21 protein-coding genes are annotated in these 22,738 nt (G+C 35.4%); 10 read left to right on the top strand and 11 right to left on the bottom strand.

What is annotated here, in order from left to right:
* Nucleotides 1-6 precede the first annotated feature (6 nt).
* From BLT04_RS07175 to BLT04_RS07165, 3 genes are all read right to left on the bottom strand, one after another.
* A complete protein-coding gene (locus BLT04_RS07175) occupies nt 7-2,859 on the bottom strand; it encodes an RHS repeat domain-containing protein (RefSeq protein WP_089755107.1) in 2,853 nt (950 codons plus the stop codon).
* Nucleotides 2,837-4,399: a T9SS type A sorting domain-containing protein gene (locus tag BLT04_RS07170; RefSeq protein ID WP_089755106.1), complete on the bottom strand. Its 1,563-nt coding sequence runs from the start codon at nt 4,397-4,399 to the stop codon at nt 2,837-2,839. The genes BLT04_RS07175 and BLT04_RS07170 overlap by 23 nt, the downstream gene beginning before the upstream one ends.
* A gap of 496 nt (nt 4,400-4,895) precedes the next feature.
* Nucleotides 4,896-7,106 carry a S46 family peptidase gene (locus BLT04_RS07165; RefSeq protein ID WP_089755105.1) on the bottom strand — a complete coding sequence of 737 codons (2,211 nt, stop codon included), beginning with the start codon at nt 7,104-7,106 and terminating at the stop codon, nt 4,896-4,898.
* A gap of 85 nt (nt 7,107-7,191) precedes the next feature.
* Here BLT04_RS07165 and BLT04_RS07160 point away from each other — a divergent pair, with 85 nt between their 5' ends.
* On the top strand, nt 7,192-7,626 hold the full coding sequence (locus tag BLT04_RS07160; protein ID WP_089755104.1) for an META domain-containing protein: 435 nt from the start codon (nt 7,192-7,194) through the stop codon (nt 7,624-7,626).
* Nucleotides 7,627-7,706: 80 nt separating this feature from the next.
* Here BLT04_RS07160 and BLT04_RS07155 read toward each other — a convergent pair whose 3' ends face one another.
* From BLT04_RS07155 to BLT04_RS07140, 4 genes are all read right to left on the bottom strand, one after another.
* Complete coding sequence (locus tag BLT04_RS07155) at nt 7,707-8,123, bottom strand: hypothetical protein (protein WP_089755103.1); 417 nt, start codon at nt 8,121-8,123, stop codon at nt 7,707-7,709.
* A gap of 6 nt (nt 8,124-8,129) precedes the next feature.
* The gene (locus tag BLT04_RS07150) at nt 8,130-10,676 is read right to left on the bottom strand and encodes a beta strand repeat-containing protein (protein ID WP_089755102.1); all 2,547 of its coding nucleotides are present in this window, start codon (nt 10,674-10,676) and stop codon (nt 8,130-8,132) included.
* Nucleotides 10,677-10,681: 5 nt separating this feature from the next.
* Nucleotides 10,682-11,167, bottom strand: coding sequence for a T9SS type A sorting domain-containing protein (locus BLT04_RS07145; RefSeq protein WP_089755101.1), 486 nt, complete (start codon nt 11,165-11,167; stop codon nt 10,682-10,684).
* A gap of 189 nt (nt 11,168-11,356) precedes the next feature.
* Nucleotides 11,357-12,073, bottom strand: a complete 717-nt coding sequence (locus BLT04_RS07140) for a LytR/AlgR family response regulator transcription factor (protein ID WP_089755100.1) — start codon at nt 12,071-12,073, stop codon at nt 11,357-11,359.
* 364 nt (nt 12,074-12,437) lie between these two features.
* Between BLT04_RS07140 and hflX the strand changes: the two genes are divergently transcribed.
* The 7 genes from hflX (at nt 12,438) to BLT04_RS07105 (ending at nt 18,213) form a co-directional block, all read left to right on the top strand.
* Nucleotides 12,438-13,661 carry a GTPase HflX gene (gene hflX / locus BLT04_RS07135; protein ID WP_089755099.1) on the top strand — a complete coding sequence of 408 codons (1,224 nt, stop codon included), beginning with the start codon at nt 12,438-12,440 and terminating at the stop codon, nt 13,659-13,661.
* Between the two features lie 18 nt (nt 13,662-13,679).
* Nucleotides 13,680-14,066, top strand: coding sequence for a hypothetical protein (locus tag BLT04_RS07130; RefSeq protein ID WP_089755098.1), 387 nt, complete (start codon nt 13,680-13,682; stop codon nt 14,064-14,066).
* Nucleotides 14,063-14,692, top strand: a complete 630-nt coding sequence (locus tag BLT04_RS07125) for a DUF4919 domain-containing protein (RefSeq protein WP_089755097.1) — start codon at nt 14,063-14,065, stop codon at nt 14,690-14,692. The genes BLT04_RS07130 and BLT04_RS07125 overlap by 4 nt, the downstream gene beginning before the upstream one ends.
* Nucleotides 14,693-14,712: 20 nt before the next feature.
* Complete coding sequence (locus tag BLT04_RS07120) at nt 14,713-16,002, top strand: cation:proton antiporter (RefSeq protein WP_089755096.1); 1,290 nt, start codon at nt 14,713-14,715, stop codon at nt 16,000-16,002.
* 26 nt (nt 16,003-16,028) lie between these two features.
* Nucleotides 16,029-16,748, top strand: coding sequence for a DNA alkylation repair protein (locus BLT04_RS07115; protein ID WP_089755095.1), 720 nt, complete (start codon nt 16,029-16,031; stop codon nt 16,746-16,748).
* Entirely contained in the window at nt 16,748-17,077 is a 330-nt protein-coding gene (locus BLT04_RS07110; RefSeq protein WP_089755094.1) for a DUF6122 family protein, read from the top strand. Before BLT04_RS07115 ends, BLT04_RS07110 begins: the two co-directional genes overlap by 1 nt.
* Nucleotides 17,078-17,142: 65 nt before the next feature.
* Nucleotides 17,143-18,213: a calcium:cation antiporter gene (locus BLT04_RS07105; RefSeq protein ID WP_089755093.1), complete on the top strand. Its 1,071-nt coding sequence runs from the start codon at nt 17,143-17,145 to the stop codon at nt 18,211-18,213.
* Between the two features lie 50 nt (nt 18,214-18,263).
* Here the strand turns inward: BLT04_RS07105 and BLT04_RS07100 are convergent, their stop codons facing one another.
* The 4 genes from BLT04_RS07100 to BLT04_RS07085 all read right to left on the bottom strand — a co-directional run bounded on the left by BLT04_RS07100 (nt 18,264) and on the right by BLT04_RS07085 (nt 20,640).
* Nucleotides 18,264-18,644: a group III truncated hemoglobin gene (locus BLT04_RS07100; RefSeq protein WP_089755092.1), complete on the bottom strand. Its 381-nt coding sequence runs from the start codon at nt 18,642-18,644 to the stop codon at nt 18,264-18,266.
* 63 nt (nt 18,645-18,707) lie between these two features.
* On the bottom strand, nt 18,708-19,133 hold the full coding sequence (locus BLT04_RS07095; RefSeq protein WP_089755091.1) for a hypothetical protein: 426 nt from the start codon (nt 19,131-19,133) through the stop codon (nt 18,708-18,710).
* A 153-nt stretch (nt 19,134-19,286) separates the two neighbouring features.
* Nucleotides 19,287-20,240: a DUF6624 domain-containing protein gene (locus BLT04_RS07090; protein ID WP_089755090.1), complete on the bottom strand. Its 954-nt coding sequence runs from the start codon at nt 20,238-20,240 to the stop codon at nt 19,287-19,289.
* Nucleotides 20,241-20,313: 73 nt separating this feature from the next.
* The gene (locus BLT04_RS07085) at nt 20,314-20,640 is read right to left on the bottom strand and encodes a hypothetical protein (protein ID WP_139166218.1); all 327 of its coding nucleotides are present in this window, start codon (nt 20,638-20,640) and stop codon (nt 20,314-20,316) included.
* Nucleotides 20,641-21,251: 611 nt separating this feature from the next.
* Between BLT04_RS07085 and BLT04_RS07080 the strand changes: the two genes are divergently transcribed.
* Both BLT04_RS07080 and BLT04_RS07075 read left to right on the top strand, forming a co-directional pair.
* Entirely contained in the window at nt 21,252-22,220 is a 969-nt protein-coding gene (locus BLT04_RS07080; protein ID WP_089755088.1) for an ion channel, read from the top strand.
* Complete coding sequence (locus BLT04_RS07075; RefSeq protein WP_089755087.1) at nt 22,221-22,709, top strand: YkgJ family cysteine cluster protein; 489 nt, start codon at nt 22,221-22,223, stop codon at nt 22,707-22,709.
* Nucleotides 22,710-22,738: the final 29 nt, after the last annotated feature.

Below are 22,738 nucleotides of genomic sequence, written 5' to 3'. Positions count from 1 at the left end.
TTGTGTTTAGTTTTTGTAGTTGTATTTGAATTCTTTCAGCAATTTTCCTGTGGCATTGCTTTCTCTGATCTCTTTCAATCTGTTGGCGGTATCATACAAATAAACTTCTCGGATGCCTGATGGAGGAGTGATGCTCGTTACGCCGATCAGCGGATCATACGTATATGTTGAGACCTGATAACCTGATAAAGCTGAATTATTTCTGAACGAATCTAAAGCCGTAATGAGAGCCGCTTCATTAGCTGGATTAGCAGCATCTAAGTCAGAAGCTGAAACTATTGCTGAAATTAACCCTGAATTAACCAGCTGATCATATGTTGCTCCTTCTACTTTAGCGATAGGCTGGATATTGTTGTAGCCCCAAATGATTGTTACTGAAACACCATCTTTTGTGGTATACTGCTGTAAATTACCTTTTGAATCATATTTATCATAAGTAACCTCAGTAGATGAAGTGTTATTTTGAATGTCATAAGATTTTACAGACAATGGCAATACTAAATTTCCAGCTTGTGTTGTAGGAATTGAAGTTGGGTATATTGTTTCTGTTTTGGATAATGTTTTGGTTGCTCCGTTGATGGTTTGTGTAGTGTTTGTTTCTAATGGCATACCCACCATATTTTTATCGATCATCAGCTGGTTGCCTTTTTCGTGGGCGTATTGGTACAATTTTTTTAATACCACTCCATCTGGTGTGGTGCTTTCCTTAAGTGTTAGTTGATAATGGGCGGGGTTAGTATAAAAATACTGAGTGGAGGATACCACCGGATTGCCATTCAAATAATCTGTAGTGATTTGGGATTGGAGATAGGTGAAACGAGAAATGTTTTTGTACATAATCATATCTAAATTTTCAAAATTATTCCATGTGGAGTTATAAACTACTGGTGAAAAAAGTTTGCGTCTAGCTATGGCTCTAACTTCTGTTTTATTTGATTGGTCTTCCACATAATTGTATGTAATCGTTTTTAGTTTATTTCCATCAGCATCTTCAAATATTGTTGATTTTTCTTTCCCATTATTCCATCCAAAATTTGTCCATTGAGAAGTGGGAACTGGATCTCCTTTAATGTTATTACCCCAATAATCAGCATTTGTTTCAAAAATGTGAGTTACCTTACCATTTCCTGATATTTCTTCTATGACTTTTCCATAAAAAAGATTTGGGTTAAGAGACATTAATTGATGAATATTACTTGATGTTATAGCATGATACATTGCATACATTGGAGGTTGTGAACTCCCTTCACACGTAGAAAATATTTTCCTATTTTCAAAATAATAAGGTTTTCTAAGCTCTACTAAATCATAATACAAATAGTTTTTCGTAACAGGAGTAATGCCTATCTCAGATGTATCAGTCGTTGTTTTTATTCTATATCCACCAATTAATTGATTAGAAGAGCCATGATTTTCATAAACCAATATACTCGTTCCACCTGTAGGATATTTTATTGTTTTTAAAAGACCATAATAACCTGCATCAGAGTTCACATTTTGATCAGCACCACTATATGTAATCATTGCATTGTCTATATTTGGTATATAAGTGGTGTTATTTTTTGCATTATAGTATCCCCATTTATCTCTTGAATAAGTAAATCTTGCTGGTAATGCCTCTTTATTATAATACTCAAAAGTATGAGCTAAATTTTTTATAGTATTCGTTACATTAGTTAAGTAAAGGCGATTATTACTTGTAAGAACATAGGTTAAATCTATATTATCAATTAATTTATTCTGATTGTCATATTTTTTAATATTTTTAAGTTTATAGACATCATTTGGTTGTGAATTATATTCGAAAGTTAGTTGGTTTTGATTCCTATTATTATAAATTCTTTTTATCCTTTTTGAACCAAATATATTTTGGGTTGTTGTATATATTTGGTCATTTACATTTGCAATCATTTGAAAACCATATATAGAGCAACCTCCACAACTGGCACACGTCTCGGGATGATCTTGATATCCACCATATTTATACTGAATCTGACTGGGAAGAGTATAGGTCATGGTTTGTAATTTACTTAATACGTAAGTAAAATCACTACTATCATATTCTATATTTACAATGTCATCATTATTTTTCACCGAAGTTAGATACCATGCCTGTGCATTTACATATACTCCACCGTGCATACCTGGAGATGTACTGTTTTTTATTCTTTCATATGCAGAAAATGTGTATTGTGTACCATCAATCCCTGTGATTACAAATTGATTACCACTAACACTTCCTGATATTTTGAAGTTGCTTTTGTCTAATAATACAGGAACATTACTATTGTTAAATACAAATTTCAAATTATTTCCCATAAAATTTGCAGTGTATAAATCTGGCTCCGAATCAAAATCGTCACTTTCACACTTTAAAAAATAATTAATAGATTGAGGGTTGTTAATCCCAATATTAATGACATCAGGAACCTCATCCTCTCCATTCATGTTTGAATAATCATCTGGCTTATCTCTTATCGTTCTAGTTATGACACCTGCATTAATAAAAATCCATCCTAAACCAACCGACCCATTCATTTGATCCACATGAATACCGTTTGATGAATAATTTAAAGAAATTGGAATTTTAATATTGCCAAGTTGAAAGTTCGTCAAATCTAAATTAAAATTTGGCGAACCAGTGAAAAGGCCAACAGGAACATTTCCATATTTACTAAAATTAAAAGCTTCTGGAGAAGGTGGCGATATATTTTGAATGTTTGTTAATACATCAGGCATAGAATTTCCATTAGGAACAAAGTTTTCTTCCAGGACTTGCCCGTTAATACTAATATTTATAATAAATAGATATAACAATATACATTTTCTCATAGTTTTATTTCTTAATAATTTTAGCATTAGCAGTTTTATTCGTATCCGTTTTTATCGCAACCAGATAAGCTCCCTGAATCAAATTCTGTGTATTGATCTTTGTGACTTTATTCTTGGTGTTTAATGTTTGAAGCTGTCGTCCGCTCATATCATACACAATAATTTCAGCATCTTTGAAATCAAAACCGATTTCTACATAAGCGTAATCTGACACCGGATTAGGGTAAATTTTAATGTCCTGTTTTACAATCAGCTGATCGATTTGTTTATCGCCCAGCTTTACAATTTTCCAGTTCTCTTTTCCGAGTTCTTCTGCGCTGGTTCCTGCTAAAATGATCGATCCGTCTCTGTTGAGTTTTATATCAGATAATCTCTCTTCTTTCTTTCTTGATTCTCCTTTGACGTGCTTTCTCCACTGCTCATTTCCGTTTTCATCCAAATACAGCATCCAGAATGTTTCATCATCACTCTCTATTCTTCCTTCCGCCTGAGTGTAACCGCCTAACAAAATTCCTGTTGTAATATCTTTATTCTTTTCTCTTTGTTCCTGGCTCTGATTGATAACGCTCATTCCCATGAGTACATCCCTATTTTTAAAGTTGTAAGACTTTTGCCAGATTTCTTCCCCTCTTTCGTTGAGTGAAATCAGCCATAAATCAGTTCCTTCTTCGATTCCAACGGTTTTATTTCCTGATCTTTCAGAGCGACTTTCCCCACCAATTAAAAATCCATTTGATGTTAAAGCTAATGTTCTTAAATGATCGTCTCCTTTTCCACCAAAATTCTTTTCCCATTCCACTTTTCCGTCTTTTGAAAGCTTCATGATCCAATAATCGCCTTCTCCGAAGTTTTCCGTTTTCTTGGAACCGCTTGCGCTGCTTCTTGAATAAACCCCAAGTAAAGCGCCACCATCTTTCGTTGGGATCATCTTTTCAACTTCATCTAAACCTTTTCCGCCTACTATAATTTGAGATAATTCTTTTCCGTTTTTATCCAATTTTACAATTAAAACATCCTTGGAACCATAACCTTTCGCTGAATTCTGAACATTTCCGGCTACAAAAAATCCTAGATCTGTCGTTTGAATAACAGATCTTGCTTCTTCATCCGAAGTTCCGCCGATTGTTTTCTGCCATAATTCATCTCCAAATTCGTTGATTCTGATGAGCCAAATGTCTGATCCTCCTTTAGAATCATCTTTTTTATCTAAAGATTTACCCGAAAATGACGTTCCTGAGATCAAAAATCCGCCTTCCTGAGTATTTACAGTAGCAGAGAGAAAATCATGGTTTTGTCCTGAGAAATATTTTTCCCAGACTTCTTCGCCTTGTTGATTAAGTTTCACCAAATGAAAATCGTAGCCGTTATTTTGCTTACTGCCTGCTGCCTGAAGCTTACTGCTCTGAATCGAGCTTCCTGTAATTAAATATTGTCCATCGATGGTGGTGGTTACCTGTGAAAGAAAATCCTGGGTACTGGATTTGATGTCTTTCTGCCAAACCACTTCCTGAGCTGATAGGCTTAGAATTGTGCACAAGAATAGAGTGCCAATGTAGTTTTTTTTCATATTTATGTTTTTAATAAATCCTGTCAAAATTTCATCTTATATGCTACAGAATAACATATTAATGACAAAAATTTTCAGTTAAATAGGTTTATGGTTAAAATACCTGAAAAGAATAGGAGGTTGGTAGGTGCATAAGAAAGTGCACACATTTGTGTTTTTTATTCATTTATTTGTGTTTTTGTTTTTAATTAATCCGACAAATATAAATTTTTTTTCTTTTTCAATACAAAAATATTCGTATTTTATTTATGTATAACGTATTGATTTACAGATAAAATACAAATCTAATCTTATTCAATTGGCGTTTTTATTAAATGCTTTTCACCTAAAAGATTAACATAATAAAGCGTATTTCCATTTGTATAGAAAATTATCAATCACAATTATAATTTGTTAAAATTTTAATTGGTGTCAAAATCATAGACTTAAGTATATTCAGAATAAAAAGCCCCGCGAAAAATTTTTCGCGGGGCTTAAAAATATATTCAAATGAAGATTATTTTTTCTTTTTACCGGCAGCTTTTACGTGATCCGGTTTTGCAGCTTTTGTTTTTGTATCTGCAGGAGTATTTTCGTCTCTTACTAAGTTTAATTCGTCAATTAATCTTCTGGCACCCGCATATTTATCGATTGTCCAAAGAACGAAACGAACGTCAACATTGATCGTTTTTTGCCATTCCTGTTCAAAAACAATGTCTCCGCTTAATGCTTCACTGTTTCCGTCGAAAGCGATACCGATAAGGTTTCCGTCACCGTCGATTACAGGAGAACCGGAGTTACCACCCGTAATATCGTTGTTTGACAGGAAATTTACAGGCATATATCCTTTTGCATCAGCATATTGACCGAAATCTTTAAGATTGTAAAGGTCAATTACTCTTTGAGGAAGGTCAAATTCTTCGTCACCTTTCTTGTATTTTCCTACAAGACCGGTCATGTCTGTGTAATAGTTATCAGTAACTCCGAAATAGTTTCTGTCATCTCTGATAGGCAATTTATCTACAGTTCCGTAGGTTAATCTCATGGTAGAGTTTGCATCCGGATAGAATTTTTTCTCAGGCATTGATTTCATTAATCCTGCTAAGAATAATCTGTTGTTTTTAGCAAAATTATCATCAATTTTTACGAATTTTTCAGCCGATATTTTCTGATCTTCAATAAGGCTGTTAGCGATCTTCCAAAGCGGATCTGCATCTAGCTTTAAAGGATCCGGATTCAGCATAAAGTTGGTCGCAGAAGTTTTATTGGCAAAGATTGAAGAATAAGCAACGTTTGAAAGATTCTTGGCATCCAATCCCATAATTGTGGCAGAAGCGACATCAGCTTTTACTTTTGTTTGATAAAGATTCACCATTGAGTTCATCATTTCACCTTCAAGATTAGTGTTGATGCTTTCATAAGCTGTTTTCAATGCGGCTTCTACTTTTGGCTTCATAGCCAGCCTTCCGGCCATATCCTGTTTGGCATATGCTTTAAGAACTGAGCCAACCTGTAAAGCAATAGCGAAATATTTAGCATTTCTTGAAAGCTGAGACATATAGTTTCTCTCAACATTTCTGTCAGAAGTTTGCTTGTAATAAATAGCAATATCATCTAAAACACTTTCGTATTCTGCAATATTTGCAGGCTGTACAGCCCATGCTCTGAATGTTTCCTCGATTTTTTGCTTATCGGTAATTGTTCCGTTTTTGATGACGGCATCAATTGTTCCCTGTCTGTTTTTCCAGTAATTCGCTACAGAAGCGTACTGAGAAGCATAATTAAGCTGAGTTCCTTTATCTTTATCCATGTACTTTTTCATTACATCCATGGCTAATTTAGAAGCTTCAACCCAAGCCGGATAATCTTTTCCAACCATTTGCTGAATTCCGTAAGAAGTCAGATAACGGTTTGTTCTTCCCGGATATCCTAGAATCATAGAAAAATCTCCCGGTTTAACACCTTTTAAAGAAACAGGTAAAAAATGTTTAGGCTTCAGAGGAACATTGCTTGGTGAAAACTCAGCAGGATTTCCAGCTGCATCTGCATACACTCTGAAAACCGTAAAATCTGCCGTATGTCTCGGCCATTCCCAGTTGTCTGTATCGCCTCCGAATTTTCCTAATGATGAAGGGGGTGCGCCCACCAGTCTGATATCTTTGTAATCCTGATAAACAAAATAGTAAAATTCATTTCCGTTGAAGAAATCTCTTACTACGACTGTATATTTTCCGTTTTCAGAGTTTTCGGACTGGATCGCTTTTGTTTCAGCATCGATCACAGCTTTTCTCTCTGCAGCGGTCATCTTATTATTAAGTTTAGAATTGATTCTCTGTGTAGCATCATCCATTCTTACTAAAAATCTTACGTAAAGATCTTTTGCGTTGAATTCGTCTTTCTGCTTCATTGCCCAGAAACCATTCTTAAGATAGTCTTTTTCCGGAGTAGAAGCTGCCGCAACAGCACCGTAACCACAGTGGTGGTTGGTGAAAATAAGTCCTTTATCAGAAACAATTTCTCCGGTACAGAAACCACCAAAACTTACGATGGCATCTTTGAGGCTCGAATTGTTTACGGAATAAATTTCTTCCGGCGTCAGATGCAAACCTTCTTTTTGCATATCAACACCATTGAGTCTTTTGATGAGCATTAACAGCCACATCCCCTCATCCGCCCTCATCTGGGCAAAGCCCAACAAAAAAGTGAATAGTAGAAATAGTCTTTTCATTTTATAAAATAATTTTGTGTCGCTAATTTACTAATTTTTACGATATTCTGCCCGTGATTGGTATGAAAATGGGATTTATTGGGCTATGAAAAAAATACTGATGTCAATTTTTGCGGTTTTATTTTTAGGTTTAATCATAAACTGCTCTTCAGCTCAAGTCAAAAATCCGTTTGTTCAAAGAGAATGGATGCTGGTTTCTCTTAATAATTTTACTAAAGACCAATTAATTAAAAATAAAGCGGGAATTAATTTAACTGCTAAAAAAGAGGGAAATAAAATCCGTGGCGGCGCTTTTATGGGATGCAACAGAATGTTTTTTACGTCTGAATTTAAAAATAACGGAAAAGTAGAAATTTCAGGGCTCGGAAGCACAATGATGGCCTGTCAGAGTATGGATATTGAAAATGCTTTCTCAAAAAGTTTTGAAAAAATGACAAAATATTCTGTAGAAGGGCATTTTTTAACATTATATGATGAAAATGGAGGTCAAATGAAATTCGTGGCCGCCGATTGGGATTAATTTTTAAAATAATTAATTTTTAAAATAAAAAAGTCCGCATTTACGCGGACTTTCTTGTGTTGAAAAATCTGTTTCCGTTATCAGTTTTTAGGAATTGTCTTTTTTATTTCCGCTAAAGTGGCTGTATTTGGTAAGCCCTGAACGGTTTTGCTTTTTTTAGCTGACGTATGATTCGGCGCTTTTCTGTTAGGAATACTTGCTTTAATCTCTTCCAGTGTTGCCGTACCTGGGAGCTGTTTTCCCGAGTTGGCTGTTGAAGCTGAAGGCTGGGGTTTTGTTTCTTTATTTTTAACCTCAAGCCCCTGATCGGAAACCAAACCGCTTCCCGCCTGCTTTTTTGAAGCATTTTCCTGAGAAGTTTTTAACATTTGAGCTTCACGTTCTTTGGCCTGCTTTACAACTTGTGACTGATCTTCAGGCTCTGTGGCTTTCTTATTTTCCTGAGCATAAATTCCTATGCTTAAACTTAAAAATGCGATGATATATAATGATTTCATAATAGTTTATTTAATGTTTACTAATACTTTGATTTTACCGATTCCGTTTTGATCATAATCCTGAAGGGCTTTTCCTAAAACCTGTCCTATTTTTACTTTTTTAGGATTAGCTTTCATAGCAACTCCGGCCTGTGATGAGGTTACCAGAAGATCTCCTCTCTTGATTGCGCCGCCTTGCAGACAAACTTTTGTCGGAATTACACCGATTACCCCCATCGGAACTTTTCCGAGTAATTCAGAATCAATATTTTCTTCCGTTAAAAGTACACCCGGTTTTGTAGCGTAAACTCCGGCAACAAGGTTGGAATATGGGGTTGAAGATTTTTCTACCGTTCTGTCAGAATCTGTTGAAATGACCAGGATATCACCCGGTTCGTATTCAGAAGTATTTCCTTCTACATCGAAAGCTTCGGCAACGTCGGCACCACTGTTTTGGGTTCCTCCGTTGAAGAATCCTGTCCCGGATTTATTGATACGGGCTACATTGGCTGAAGCACTCTGATAAACAGCGATATTACCTGAAGGGCCCTGATGGTTAATGAGTTCTGCAGTACCTGTACCGGTAGTCGTTATATGCACTACTGGCTGTGCATTGGCATTATTAAAATTGGCAAATCTACCTGCTTTACCGGTGCCAAAATTTGGAACAAAACCGGAAATTGCGTTTCCGGTACCATCTACTGATGCTTCCACTCCGTCACCGTTGCCTCCTGCATTGGCTGTAATTCCGTTCCCGGAACCTTCTGTAAGAGCCAATACGGCCGGGCCGTTACCACTGGCATTAGAAGAGTAGAAGAGGCCTCCATATCCTCCTGTGCCTGATGAAAGACCATAAACACCCGCTGTTCCGAAATTGGCGAAAATAGAATTTACTTCACCTTTTACAGCTGCTGAAGTTCCTGTAGTACGGTCAACTTTAAAGTTACCTGCAATACCATTACCCACGGTTTTTACGGATATTACTTCATTTTCATTGTCTTCATTAAAAATTTCAAATCTACCTGCGCGTCCATCGGAAAAAGTTGGAACCCAGGCATAAAGAGCATTTCCGGTGCCGTCTACATTGGTTTCAACACCGTTTCCGTTTTTGCCTGCATTGGCGGTAACGGCATTTCCGTTTCCGTCGGTTAAAGCAATTAATGCTGCTCCGTTTCCGGCCGGGTTTGATGCATAGAATAATCCTGCGCGACCCCCCGTTCCTGAAGAAACACCAAAAATACCTGATGCGCCAAAGTTTCCGAAGATGGTATTTACCTCACCTCTTACCGCTGCACCAACACTGTTTGTATTATTAACGATGAAAGAAGAAGCATTACCCTGAGTATTATCCGGAATACTTCCGTTGCCGTTGGTTTGTACTTCTAATGTATTTCTGTCATTCGAAGCGTTTAAATTTTCAAATCTACCGGCGCGTCCTTTACCGCTGTTTAATCCAACTTGTCCTAAAACCCCGATCGAAGTTCCCGTAGTATTTGTCGAAACAAAGCCCCTTACACCGTAACCTCCACCATCATTTCTACCTACAACGGCACCTGCAATATCACTGGTATTTCTACCAACGATAGCTTCACCCGCTCCATTATTGTCTCCGATAATTCCGGCAGATGTTTGCTGGCTGGTAATTCCGTGTACTGCAAAACCATTTCCGGTAGAGCTTACAATACCGGCTCCGCTTCCGGAAGACGTTACATTGATAACTGTTCCGTTTCCTACTGTTGAGGCATTAAGCACATTATTGTTATTGGCATTATTTGCTATTGAAATATTAGCTGCGATACCACTAGTACTGGTAGCATTAAGGCCTGTTCCTGTATTACTGTTGGCATATACTCCGTAACCGCCTGCTGATGAATTTCCATAAACTCCCAAACCGCTAGGCGTCACACCGTAAACTCCCCAGCCGCTTCCTGCCTGGCTTCCCCAAACTCCGACTCCTAAACCTCCTGTACCATTATTGATCCCTCTAACTCCTGAAGAAAATCCTCCCGGAGCTACATTGCTGACCGTTCCGCGAACCGCAGCGATGCTGGAAGTTGTTGTATTGTTGATACCGTCAACAGAAGTTCCGTCTCCGTCATTGATTAGTGTGAAAAGGCTTCCGGCATTATTCACCGTATTTGTATAAGGAATAGCGAAACCGCCACCTCCGCCGCCAGCAGTTTTTGCATACATGGCGTAAGGAACGCTTAATAACTGGCTTGTTCCCGCAATGGTATAGTTGGTTCCGCCTGTTGGGTCAGTTTCTGTTTTTAAATAATAATTTCCTGTAGACCAGTTGATGGTATTGAACGTTCCTGTAAGAACTGTTCCTGAGCCTATCTCTAAGCTTACAAGACCGTTTACGTTGGTAATTCCCGTTATTCTTTCGGAATAAACAGCGGCTCCGGCTGGTGAGCCTTGCAGAATGCTTGCTCTGATCGCGACATTTTGATTAGCTAAAACCTGTCCCGAAATATTTCGAACAATAGCCTGATAACTCATTTTTTCAGGAACCTGGGCAAAAGCTGAAAACATGCCCAGCAGAATTCCCGCCGATAGTAATATTTTTTTCATGGTGATTATTTTTTAATGATTTTAAATGTTGTGATGTTTTTTCCGTTTTGGTTGATTCTGATGATATACATTGCAGATGGGAGAGAGGAGAAGTTGAATTCGGATTTTGTCTGAGTAATTTTATCCTTTTTAATTAATTTTCCCTGTGCGTCGAATAACTGATAATCCGAACCTTTGTAGTCATTTGTTGTAAAGTCCAGATAGACATAGTCTTTGAAAGGATTTGGATACAGTAAAATTCCGGTTTCTTTGGAAGAACTAACTTCACCGGTAGCAAGTGTGGTGATCTCGTAGGCGACTTGTACGCCCTCCATGACCTGGTTGCCGGTGCCTTTATAAAGATAAGCGACCTGTCCCACACTGTAAGAGGACGATCCATTGCTTCCTGTGGCATTTCCCCCGCTTGCTAAAACGGCCATTTGCGCCTTTAGCAGTGCAGAAGTGATGAGAAAAAGCCCGAGAAAAATAGATCTGATAGATTTGTTTTTCATATATAAAAGGTTTTTGTGGTTGCTTAATTGTGCGTGTTTTTGTATGGTGTTAAAGGTGACTAAATTACCACATATCGACGGCTTAAATTCGTAAAATAGACAAACGACGGAAAAAATCGACCAACGACAAAAAGTAAGAATATTTGTGGTATTTAGCTTAAAAAAGTCACTGTTTACAGGTATTTCTGATCACTGATTCTGGGGATCAAAAAATGATAGATTTTCTTTGTATGCTCTTCCGATGGGTAATTTTATTTGATGTACAAGCTCTACTTCGTGTGTGTTTTTGCTTCGGATAAGATGTCTCGGTACCGCAAAGCTTCTGTGAATTCTTACAAAAGAATCAAAATAGCTTTTATGTAAAATATTCCCAATAGAATCTAAAATGCAGTGTTTTTTATCAGAAGTGACGATTCTTGTGTAATCTTTTAAAGCTTCGAGATATAAGATATCGGTAATTTTAATTTGAAAAATATTTCCTCCTTCTTTTATTTTAATGCTGTTTTCGCCTAATAAAGTGTCAAAACATTCAGATTTTTCTTTCATTTCAAGAAAACTGAAAAGTTTTTGCATAGAATTATGAAATCTTTCGGTTCTTAAAGGCTTTGTAATAAAATCCAGCGTATCGATTTCAAAAGTTTCTGCTGCAAATTCCGGATGCGCACTGACAAAAATACAAAGTGGTATTTTTTGGGCTAACTTCCTGAAATCCATGCCGCTCATGCCCGGTAAATTGGTGTTGATAAATAAAAGATCAATCGGAAGCTCAAGAAAAGGCACTGCTTTTTCAGCCGAATCAAAAGATGCGATGATTTCTATGTTTTCGTATTGATTAACATGATGTTGGAGAACCAGCCTGTCCAGTTCATCATCATCAATAATCATACATTTAATATTGTTAATCATGGTGCTGGAGATTAGTTTTTTTAATTTCTTAAAGCTTTGTGATTATCAGCAATAAAATGACATCATAAAGTTATTAAAATTCTATAAATCAGCAATATTGTAAACTAAATATAATAAATGAGCTTAGTTTTTTTATTTTAACTAAAAAATCACCTATGATAAACATAAGAATTATTTGAAGTTAAATTTTATCTTAATTATATTCAAATTTTAAATTTTGTACCTGTTTTAATAGGTTAATCTTATGCGATTTTTGCCGATAAATTTTTAAAAAGCCTCAATGTTAATAACCGGATGAAAGATTGGTTTGTATTTTTTACCGAAAAATGCTACCTTGTAAATCTCACAAATTATATAGAACTTAATGCTAGAAAAGAAAGAACATAATTACGAAAAGGCAGTTTTGGTAGGCGTTGTGACTCAACATCAGGATGAGGAAAAACTTCAGGAATATATGGATGAGCTGGAGTTTCTGGCCTATACGGCAGGAGCTTCGGTTGACAGACGTTTTACCCAAAAATTAACGCAACCCGATTCCAAAACATTTATCGGAAGCGGAAAAGCTCAGGAAATAAAAGAATATGTAAAGGAAAACGAAATAGGAACCGTCATTTTTGATGATGAATTATCTCCTTCCCAGCTTAAAAACCTGGAAAGAGAAATGGAAGTGAAAATCTTGGACAGAACCAATCTTATTCTCGATATTTTTGCCCAAAGAGCACAGACTTCTTATGCTAGAACTCAGGTAGAACTGGCACAATATCAATATCTTTTACCCCGACTGACAAGAATGTGGACCCACCTGGAGCGTCAGAAAGGAGGAATCGGGATGAGAGGTCCCGGTGAAACGGAAATTGAGACCGACCGTCGTATTATCCGTGACAGAATTTCATTATTAAAGGAAAAGCTGAAAACGATCGACAGACAAATGGCGACCCAAAGAAACAACCGCGGGAAAGTGGTAAGAGCCGCTTTGGTAGGATATACCAACGTCGGAAAATCAACTTTGATGAATGCTCTTTCAAAATCGGAAGTTTTTGCTGAAAATAAATTATTTGCGACACTCGACACTACTGTAAGAAAGGTCGTGATCGGAAATCTGCCGTTTTTATTAACGGATACGGTAGGATTTATCAGAAAATTGCCGACTCAGCTTGTAGAATCTTTTAAATCTACGCTGGATGAGGTGCGTGAAGCAGATTTGCTGATTCATGTTGTAGATATTTCCCATGAAAGTTTTGAAGATCATATAGATTCTGTAAATCAGGTTTTGATGGAAATTAATGCCCATCAGAAGCCGATGATCATGATTTTTAATAAGATTGATGATTTTAATTACGAAAAAAAGGATGAAGATGATCTGACGCCGTCTACAAAGAAGAATATTTCATTGGAAGAATGGAAAAATACATGGATGGCAAAATCAAAATATCCTACAGTTTTTATCTCGGCCTTAACGAAAGAAAATTTCCCGGAAATGAAAAAAATGATCTACGATGAGGTGATGAAAATTCACATTTCGAGATTCCCGTATAATGATTTTCTTTTTGAGTATTTTGATAATGATGAAGAGGAAGGAAGAGAATAAATTTTAAACAAAACAGGGATGACAAAATTGTTTAAAAGCAAGATTTTCTATTATTTTTTTATGATTATTGTGGGATTGGATGTATTTAATTCTGCGCTCGGATTGAATGTAAAGACTGATTTTGCCTTCAATATTTTCATAAAATATTTTAGCTTACTGATCTGTTTAGCAGCATTTATTTCCTTTTTTATCGATCTTAAAATTAATCACGGGATTTTTAAAACTTATATCTATTTGAAAAGTATAATTTTCCCCACCTTCTTTTTGCTTTATATGGCAAAAGAACCGATTCTTTATGGAGTACATATTTTCCCGGCAGAAAAATATCTTATGTTCGGATTTGCCTTAGTTTTGGGATTGGTTTTATTGTTGCTTTATAATAAGTATAAAATTGAAAACCAATGAAATATCAATATATTCTCTTGTTTCTTTTTATCTCCGTTTTTGGTTTTAGTCAAAATTTAAAACCGGATTTTAAAAATATTGAGAAAAATCTCAAAAAGACAGATTCTCCTTACAATTATGATAAGCTGATTTTCAAATTTAAAGGGCTTCCGAAATCGTTGGACAGCATTGAATCTCAATATCTTTACTATGGAAGGAATTTCAGGGATGATACCGTTTCTACCTTGGATGCTGAATTTAAAAGCTTAACGGAGGCTTTTAAGAATAATAATTTTGAAGATTGTATTCGCCAGGGTAAGGTTTTATATGAAAAAGATCCTACCAATCTGGATGTTATCCTGATTTTATTACGTGCTTATGACAGTCAGAAGGATGGGGATAATTTTGTGCATCATTTAAGCCAGCTTCGGGCATTGACCGGGGCAATAAAAAGTTCCGGAGATGGAAAAAGTGAAAAAACAGCGTATTACGTTAATTCTGTCGGAGATGAATATATCTTGCTGAATATGTTGAACATAGGGCAGGATTATACAAGAAGCTCAAAAGCGGTAAAAGACGGCATGATCGATATTTGGGAAAAAGGAGACGAAAAAATTTATATCAAAGTACTTTATTTAAACGTATAATTTAATTTAAAAACAGCTTAGTGGAGTTATATTATTCATTCTCAGCTTTAATAGTTTTAGCATCAATATTTGCCTATCTTAATTACAGATTTCTTAAGCTTCCGAGTACGATCGGCATTATGGTAATCGCCATTGCGGTTTCTATCATATTGGTTTTATTTGGAGAAAATTTTTTTCCGAGAACTTTCGGGCATCTTAATAAATTAATGATCAGCATTGATTTTACAGAGGTTTTAATGGGAGCAATGCTTAATTTTTTATTATTTGCAGGAGGAATTCACATTAATATTGACGATTTAAAAGAACATTTCCGGCCCGTGGTCCTATTTTCTACAGTCGGAGTCGTAATTTCCACATTTGTAGTGGGTTTCGGGATGTTTTATCTGCTTCCTCTGGTGGGCTTGCAGCTTCCATTTATCTATTGTCTGGTTTTCGGAGCATTGATTTCGCCGACAGATCCGGTTGCCGTTTTGAGTATTTTAAAGCAGGCCAATGTTTCAAAAGCTTTAGAAACAAAAATTGCCGGAGAATCTCTTTTTAATGACGGGATGGCGGTTGTTGTTTTCACGGTTATATTGCAGCTGGCCATTGGAAATGAAGTGGATTTAGGCCTTGAAAGCATTGGGCTATTATTGATCAAAGAGGCTGGTGGCGGGCTTTTGCTGGGTGTTGTTTTAGGTTGGGTTACGTCAAGGTTAATGCGCGAGGTAGACGATTATATCATTTCCGTTTTGGTCACACTTTCTGTGGTAATGGGCGGTTATCTTATTGCCCGGCAAATGCACATTTCAGGGCCGTTAACGATGGTTGCGGCAGGATTATTTATGGGTAATTTTAATGTTAAATTTAAAATGAAATCCATAACACAGGATTATCTGATCAAATTCTGGGAATTAATTGATGAAATTTTAAACGCCGTACTATTCTTATTCATTGGTTTTGAGCTTTTAATGATCAAAGATCTAAAGGATTACATGATCCCGGGATTGGTGGCGATCGCGGTTGTTTTACTGGCAAGATTTATTTCCATTTGGACTCCGATTAAGTTGATGTCTTTGAGAACAACATTTAGTCCGCAAACGGTAAAAGTTCTGTTTTGGGGAGGCATTCGTGGCGGTGTTTCCATTGCATTGGCGATGTCTATTCCAAAAGGAGAGTACAGCAATGTTATTTTAAGCATTACGTATTGTGTTGTCGTTTTTTCAATTGTGGTTCAGGGACTTACTATTGCAAAAGTTGCCAATCCTAAAAAGATAGAAAATGAAGAAAAAGCATTGGAGAGCGTTACTTTGCATGAAAATAATAAATGATTTTAAATCAATAATAATTTGTTTTAATGAATAATCTTCTCAAAGAAATACATGAGGCTTTAGACGTTTTATCCATTCCTGAAAAAGCGGAATTTTTTCCAAAATTCTTCAAAACAGGAAAAGGGGAATATGGCGAAGATGATTTATTTTTAGGCGTAAAAGTTCCTGATCAGAGAAGTGTTGCCAAAGAATATTATTCAAAAATTTCATTGGAAGAATTAAGTGAATTACTTTCATCAAAATTCCATGAGCATAGATTGACAGCCTTATTTATGCTGATTTTTAAGTTTGAAAAAGCGAAAGATATAAAGGTAAAAGATGAAATCGTAGAATTTTATTTAAATCATCTTCAATATGTCAATAACTGGGATCTTGTAGACTCAAGTTGTTATAAAATTCTGGGGCGCTATGCCTTTGAAAATCAAAAGGAAAGCTTGTTGAGAAAACTTTCTGCCTCCGAAGAGATGTGGCATAAAAGAATTGCCGTTGTCGGAACAATGTATCACGTAAAAAAAGGATCATTTGATTTAACGAAGGAGTTTGTTACCCATAATTTAAAGCATCCTCACGATTTAATGCATAAAGCAAATGGCTGGCTGCTGAGAGAAATGGGACAGAAAAACGAAACGGAATTAATCAATTACCTCAACCTATATTATAAAGAAATGCCCCGTACATGCCTTCGTTACGCTATCGAAAAATTAGACGAAGCACTAAGACAGGATTATTTAAAAGGTAGAATATAATGGATTGCCTCTTCTGGAAAACTTGCACGCATTATTTTTTGCATTTCATTTTTCCTGTTTTTATAGCATTAATTTTTTATCGTAAAAACTGGAAAAGTGCGTATTTTATTCTGCTGGCAACAATGCTTGTGGATTTGGATCATTTGTTTGCAAATCCTGTTTTTGATCCGAACAGAGGAAGTATTGGCTTTCATTTTTTACATTCTTATTATGCAATTGCGGTGTATTTTTTGCTGTTGTTTTTTAAAGGAAATATCAGGATTATCGGCATCGGATTGCTGTTTCATATGTTCACGGATTATCAGGATTTTCATTTTTGGTGCCATTAAAATGTGATTAATATTTTCTTTTGATATTTAAAAAACCATAGATTTTTTGTATTTTGTAGACGCTTATGAAATTAAAAGAATTTTTACATTATACGTATATTTTTCCTCTTCTGGCAGTGGCTTATTACTTTTCCGGCTTACTGGAAAACGGAGTTGTCTATGATGTCATAGCAGGGCTTTTACTTACGGGAAGTGTTTTATCTGCTGTTCATCATGCCGAAGTTGTCGCTCACAAAGTAGGAGAGCCTTTCGGGACGATTATTTTGGCGCTTTGTATCACAATTATTGAGGTTGCTTTAATTATTTCTTTAATGGTTGCGGGCGGAGATCAGGCGATGACGCTTGCCAGAGACACGGTTTTTGCCGCAGTGATGATTATTCTTAACGGGATTTTAGGAATTTGTATTTTAATCGGTGGTGTAAAATATTACGAACAGTTTTTCGCAAGAACTTCGGCTACAACTTATCTTGTGAGCATTGTTTCTATTTTGGTTCTTACTTTGGTCCTCCCGAATTTCACATCAAGTGTCAATGGGCCTTTTTATAATAATGCGCAATTAACATTCATTTCTATTGCCTGTCTGGTGATTTACGGAATATTTTTAATGGTTCAGACGGTAAGACATAGAAATTATTTTATCATTCCCGATGAGCATCCAGAAGAGATGTACACGCCTTCTTTGTCAAAAACTTTAATCAGCTTTGCTTTTCTTGTGGTTTGCCTTGCGATTGTTGTAATGATGGCGAAAGGTCTTTCGTCAACGATTGAAGATATGGTCCGGAATATGGGCGCGCCAAAATCTTTGGTCGGAGTGATTATTGCGGCGGTTGTGCTGCTTCCGGAAGGGGTTGCGGCGATCAGGGCAGCAAGAAGCAATCAGATACAATCGAGTTTAAATCTGGCGCTGGGATCGGCTTTAGCAAGCATTGGCCTTACAATTCCTGCGGTTTCCGTGGTTTGTATCATGTACGATATTCCGTTGGTTTTGGGTTTAGACAAAAAAGATATTATTCTACTTTCGCTATCCGTATTTATCGTGATGCTTTCTTTAAGCAGAGGAAAAACCAATATTTTATACGGAACGGTACTTTTAGTGAATCTGGCGGCGTATATTTTTACGGTAATTGTGCCATAATTAAGAATAAAGCTTAAAGCTTAATTTGCATCCCGAAAACCCGTATCTCGTTACAGCTTTCTTGCCATTTCCATTTTAAAAGCCATTAATTTAGCAATGTTTTCAGATTTTGAAATAGCCGTGTCAGCATTTTCACCTGTGAAATTTTCTTCAACGGTCATTTTCCAGAGCTCGAGCCATCTGTTGAAATGTCTTTGCTCCATTGCTGCAATTTCGTTAACCGGAAAATGTACGCCCATCGGATTTCCTTTATAGCTCATTTGCCCGAAAAGAATCGTCTCCCAGAAAGAATACATTTTAGGAAGATGCTTTTCCCAATTTACTTTTGTAATATCATTAAAGAAAAACCCAATGAGCTCATCCTTAATAACTTTTGTGTAAAATGAATTCACAAGATGCTCAATATCTTCTCTGGTTTCAAGCTTTTTCATCCTTCAAAGTTAATTTAAAATCAATTTATAAAATCAATCGTTTTGAGACTTTTGTGTTACTTATTAATTCTCTATTTGAATTTGATAGGTTTTTCCATCTTCACCGTTAACACTTGCATTTCCATCATCGTCAATATCTGCGTAAGAAATATGGTCGTCATCTAAGTATCCATCATTAGGAAAGTTAATTTGAACGACCTGGCAGTCTCGAACATCAACATCAAGTGTATACGTTGCAGAATAACCTGTTTCAAGATTATTATAATCAACAGTTGCAGAATAAATTCCATCTTTAAATTTACAGCCAGCAAAATTATCAAGGCCTTCACTACTACTACTTTCTAAATCTTCATCATTTTCTTCATCGGATGTACTTAAAAAAGAAGTATTTGAATTATTATTTCCTTGGACATTTTCAGCCTTTGGGGAACAAGAAAAAACTATGGTTGTCAAAAGTAGAAGAAGAGCTAGCAGTATTATCCGTTTCATATTACACTTATTTAAATTATCAATTCTTAATCGTTTTTTGAGATTTCGATTATGCTATATATTTTGGTTAAACACTGAATTTGCTAGTACAAACCAGCTTTAAAGTAAACCCCTAAACCCACCATTTGCCAACTGCTGTCAGCAGACGTTTTTCTATTTATTTAATTTTTCCAATTCAGGTAATTCACTTTTATACTTTTCAACGTCCCAAACTAAATTCCAATTTTTAACATATTCAGAGATTGGACCTAAGCCAACTTCTGCTCTTCTTTTATCTACGTTGTCAGGATCAATTAAAGGTAAAACATATAGCGTTTTATTATTTGGATTGGTTCCGATTTGACTTCCATATATTTGTCTTCTACCTTCTCGAATTTCTATTCTGTCAATTAATAAAGCTAAAGACCCTGGACTAGCATTTCCTTTTGTTACAGCTTCTTTCATCATTGGTAAATATTTTTTCTGCGTTTCCAGATCTGAATGTTGAATGACAAGAAATAATGCGCTATTGGCTTGTGTACCTACTTTGTCTTTACCAACCCAACCTTTTTCATCTAATATTTTTTTTACTTTTAATAAGTTGATTGAATCTTTCTGATTTGTGATTTTCCAAAGCTCATCCATTTCTTTAGATTCCGGGCCGAATTTTTTTTGAGTTTCATTCATTTGAATTCTATATTTTTGATCTTCGTCAAGAATTTTCAATAATTCAGCCTGCAACGGTTTGTCGTAGTTTACTTCCATTAACTGCAACTTTTTTTCTAACTTTCCAATTGTTTTCTTCCATTCTTTTTTCGAATGTAAATTTTCTAAATCAGTATCAGAATTTAAATGCTTTAGATTTGTCCAGCCATTATCTATTGATAAGTTCAGCCATTTAAGTGCTTTTTCTGTATTTCCTGCTAAGGAGGATGCGCACGCACCATTATATAAGTCATTTGGATTTTTGCTTTTAATTTTAAAAGCTTTAGTATATAAATCAGTAGACATTTTATAATCTTTTGCTTCATATAATTTATCAGCTTCACTTATTAATTTTGAATAGTCTTGAGCATTAACGCTTGTGACTAAAAATAATAATAGCAAAGTATAAAAACTGTTTTTCATTTTTTATTGGATTTTATGGTTATTTTTTATCGCTTTTTGAGATTTATAAATTTCTTCTTTCCTTTTTCTAAACTTATATTTTGTCAACTTCTTTATCATAAAATTTTGCTAATTCTTCGCCAACTTGAATTGCAATAAAGGTTAAAAAATCTTTCATAGTCATCTCTAAACCATTAGTATTTTTAAGAATTTCATCCAAATTAAAATTTGTTGCGGCAACAGCTTTTTCAAAAAAATCTGTATCGAAGTTAATAATTCCTGAGCGATAAGTTAGCCTTGCGATAAGTACTTCATCATTGTGAGTTTGTGAAAGCTTTTTAAGCACCTCTAAAGGCTCGTAAATACTAATCATTTTTAGTCGATTGTATTCTGAAATAAGCGTAATGAGATTTAAATTCATAATAGTTTTTATAAAATTGATATTGGAATATTATATATTTTATCTTTTTTGAGATCTTAGTTATAAAATTAACTTGCCGAACCATAGCTGCCATTCTATAGTATAATGATTTGTAAAATAGTAAAACATAATATTATTTAAATGCTAACCGATAAACTCGTCTCCTGTAAATTTATGAAACTTTGTTTATTGATATGAGATTTTGAGAATTAATAGAAAAAATAAAGTGATCAAAATAAATCAATTTAAAAATCTCATAAAAACCAACCGATAATCTTAATAAGAATAAGACTAAAATTTCAAATATATTATTTTCGCATCTGCTTTGCGATTTTTTGCATTTACTTTGCTAATTCGCAATTGCTTTGCAAAATAATATATCAAAAGTCTAAATACCAAGTTGTTGAGTTAAATATTTGATTTATAATAATGTGTATTTTTGACTTTTTGATTATGCTTAACTTTTGATAACTGACTTTATCAAAAGCTTTTGATAAATTTCATAAAAACAATATTTTATCTTTGCATATTAATTTAGCTCTATTTGAATAATACAGATGCTTCAGCTCCGTTCAGCATTAAGGAATATAAAAACAAAATGATTATAAAAAATGGCTACAGGTTTCAGAAATAGAATTCGTCAGAAAAACATAGAAGACAGCGGTTTTGGAAATAATGCTTCCGGAAGATTTATTAGAAAAGACGGCCTTCCCAACGTTGAGCGAAAAGGAGTCAATATTTTAAACCGCCTCAGCTGGTATCATACCATGCTGGAATTGTCAACGGCCCAGTTTCTCTCTTATTTGGTGATTGGTTATATTCTTATCAATCTGTTTTTTGCTTTAATATATTATACAATTGGAGTAGAACACTTAACAGGAATTGACAAAAGTGATCCTGTTAACGAATTTATTGATGTGTTTTTCTTCAGTTCACAGACTTTTACAACAGTTGGCTACGGAAGAATTGCTCCTGTAGGTTTTATGGCGAGCCTTGTGGCAACTTTTGAAGCCTTTTTGGGATTGCTGGCCTTTGCGATTGCAACAGGTTTATTTTACGGTAGATTTTCCCGCCCGAGAGCTTATCTTAAATTTTCAGATGTAGCTTTAGTTGCTCCATTCCAGGATGTTACAGGGCTGATGTTCAGGTTGGCGCCATTTAAAAATAATGCGCTGACAAGTGCAGAGGTGGTGGTTTCAACGGCGATCGAAATTAATGAAAATGGCGATGCAAAAGCTCAGTTTTATACTTTAAAGACCCATTTAAGCCATATAAATACGTTAGCTTTAAACTGGACGGTCGTACATAAAATAGACGAAGATTCACCTTTTTTTGGCTTTACAAAGGAAGATTTTAAAAATAACAAAATTGAGATTATCGTTCATGTCAGAGCTTTTGATGAAGTTTTTTCAAATACGGTCGTTCAGCGTGCTTCATATATTTCTAAGGAAATAGTTTTTGGTGCCAAATTTGTCCCGATGTATTATCCTGCAAAAGATAATCAGTCTACCGTGTTAGATTTAGATAAAATTAATGAATATAAAGAGGTCGAAATGCCGATTTTAGTTTCGGAAGAATAAATGGATTTGGATTTATATAAAAAACAGGCGTTACAAAAGCAGAAGGAACATAAAAAATTCCTGGACGGATTAAAGAAAAAACCACCCAAGAATCTCGATTATGTTGTTCGGGAAACGCATGATGAAGTTTTTGAGAAAATTGACTGCCTGCAATGTGCCAATTGCTGCAAAACAACCGGACCTTTATATACGGAAAAAGACATTGAGCGCATTTCAAAGCATCTTCGTATAAAGCCCGCCGATTTTGAGTCTAAATTCCTCCGTGTGGATGAAGATAACGATAAAGTGCTGCAAGATCTCCCGTGTTTTTTCTTAAACAGCGACAATACCTGCTCAATTTACGAGGTGAGGCCAAAAGCCTGCCGTGAATATCCTCACACGGATCGTAAAAAAATTTACCAGATCAATAATTTAATGATAAAAAATACCGTGATTTGCCCTGCGGCCTATGAGTTTGTGGAAAGAATTATGAAAAATTTAGAAAAATAGCTTGTAATCCCAATTCGTCTTAAAAAATG

The sequence above is a fragment of the Chryseobacterium soldanellicola genome (assembly GCF_900100115.1).
Taxonomy (GTDB): Bacteria; Bacteroidota; Bacteroidia; order Flavobacteriales; family Weeksellaceae; genus Chryseobacterium; species Chryseobacterium soldanellicola.
The sequence above is the reverse complement of the archived record's forward strand: the minus strand, read 5'-3'. Positions and strand labels throughout refer to the sequence as shown.

Bases quoted from the DNA above. Each gene is read 5' to 3' on its own strand.
- BLT04_RS07175 (WP_089755107.1), bottom strand. From the start codon at position 2,859: ATGCTAAAATTATTAAGAAATAAAACTATGAGAAAATGTATATTGTTA.
- BLT04_RS07170 (WP_089755106.1), bottom strand. From the start codon at position 4,399: ATGAAAAAAAACTACATTGGCACTCTATTCTTGTGCACAATTCTAAGC.
- BLT04_RS07165 (WP_089755105.1), bottom strand. From the start codon at position 7,106: ATGAAAAGACTATTTCTACTATTCACTTTTTTGTTGGGCTTTGCCCAG.
- BLT04_RS07160 (WP_089755104.1), top strand. From the start codon at position 7,192: ATGAAAAAAATACTGATGTCAATTTTTGCGGTTTTATTTTTAGGTTTA.
- BLT04_RS07155 (WP_089755103.1), bottom strand. From the start codon at position 8,123: ATGAAATCATTATATATCATCGCATTTTTAAGTTTAAGCATAGGAATT.
- BLT04_RS07150 (WP_089755102.1), bottom strand. From the start codon at position 10,676: ATGAAAAAAATATTACTATCGGCGGGAATTCTGCTGGGCATGTTTTCA.
- BLT04_RS07145 (WP_089755101.1), bottom strand. From the start codon at position 11,167: ATGAAAAACAAATCTATCAGATCTATTTTTCTCGGGCTTTTTCTCATC.
- BLT04_RS07140 (WP_089755100.1), bottom strand. From the start codon at position 12,073: ATGATTAACAATATTAAATGTATGATTATTGATGATGATGAACTGGAC.
- hflX (WP_089755099.1), top strand. From the start codon at position 12,438: ATGCTAGAAAAGAAAGAACATAATTACGAAAAGGCAGTTTTGGTAGGC.
- BLT04_RS07130 (WP_089755098.1), top strand. From the start codon at position 13,680: ATGACAAAATTGTTTAAAAGCAAGATTTTCTATTATTTTTTTATGATT.
- BLT04_RS07125 (WP_089755097.1), top strand. From the start codon at position 14,063: ATGAAATATCAATATATTCTCTTGTTTCTTTTTATCTCCGTTTTTGGT.
- BLT04_RS07115 (WP_089755095.1), top strand. From the start codon at position 16,029: ATGAATAATCTTCTCAAAGAAATACATGAGGCTTTAGACGTTTTATCC.
- BLT04_RS07110 (WP_089755094.1), top strand. From the start codon at position 16,748: ATGGATTGCCTCTTCTGGAAAACTTGCACGCATTATTTTTTGCATTTC.
- BLT04_RS07105 (WP_089755093.1), top strand. From the start codon at position 17,143: ATGAAATTAAAAGAATTTTTACATTATACGTATATTTTTCCTCTTCTG.
- BLT04_RS07100 (WP_089755092.1), bottom strand. From the start codon at position 18,644: ATGAAAAAGCTTGAAACCAGAGAAGATATTGAGCATCTTGTGAATTCA.
- BLT04_RS07095 (WP_089755091.1), bottom strand. From the start codon at position 19,133: ATGAAACGGATAATACTGCTAGCTCTTCTTCTACTTTTGACAACCATA.
- BLT04_RS07090 (WP_089755090.1), bottom strand. From the start codon at position 20,240: ATGAAAAACAGTTTTTATACTTTGCTATTATTATTTTTAGTCACAAGC.
- BLT04_RS07085 (WP_139166218.1), bottom strand. From the start codon at position 20,640: ATGAATTTAAATCTCATTACGCTTATTTCAGAATACAATCGACTAAAA.
- BLT04_RS07080 (WP_089755088.1), top strand. From the start codon at position 21,252: ATGGCTACAGGTTTCAGAAATAGAATTCGTCAGAAAAACATAGAAGAC.
- BLT04_RS07075 (WP_089755087.1), top strand. From the start codon at position 22,221: ATGGATTTGGATTTATATAAAAAACAGGCGTTACAAAAGCAGAAGGAA.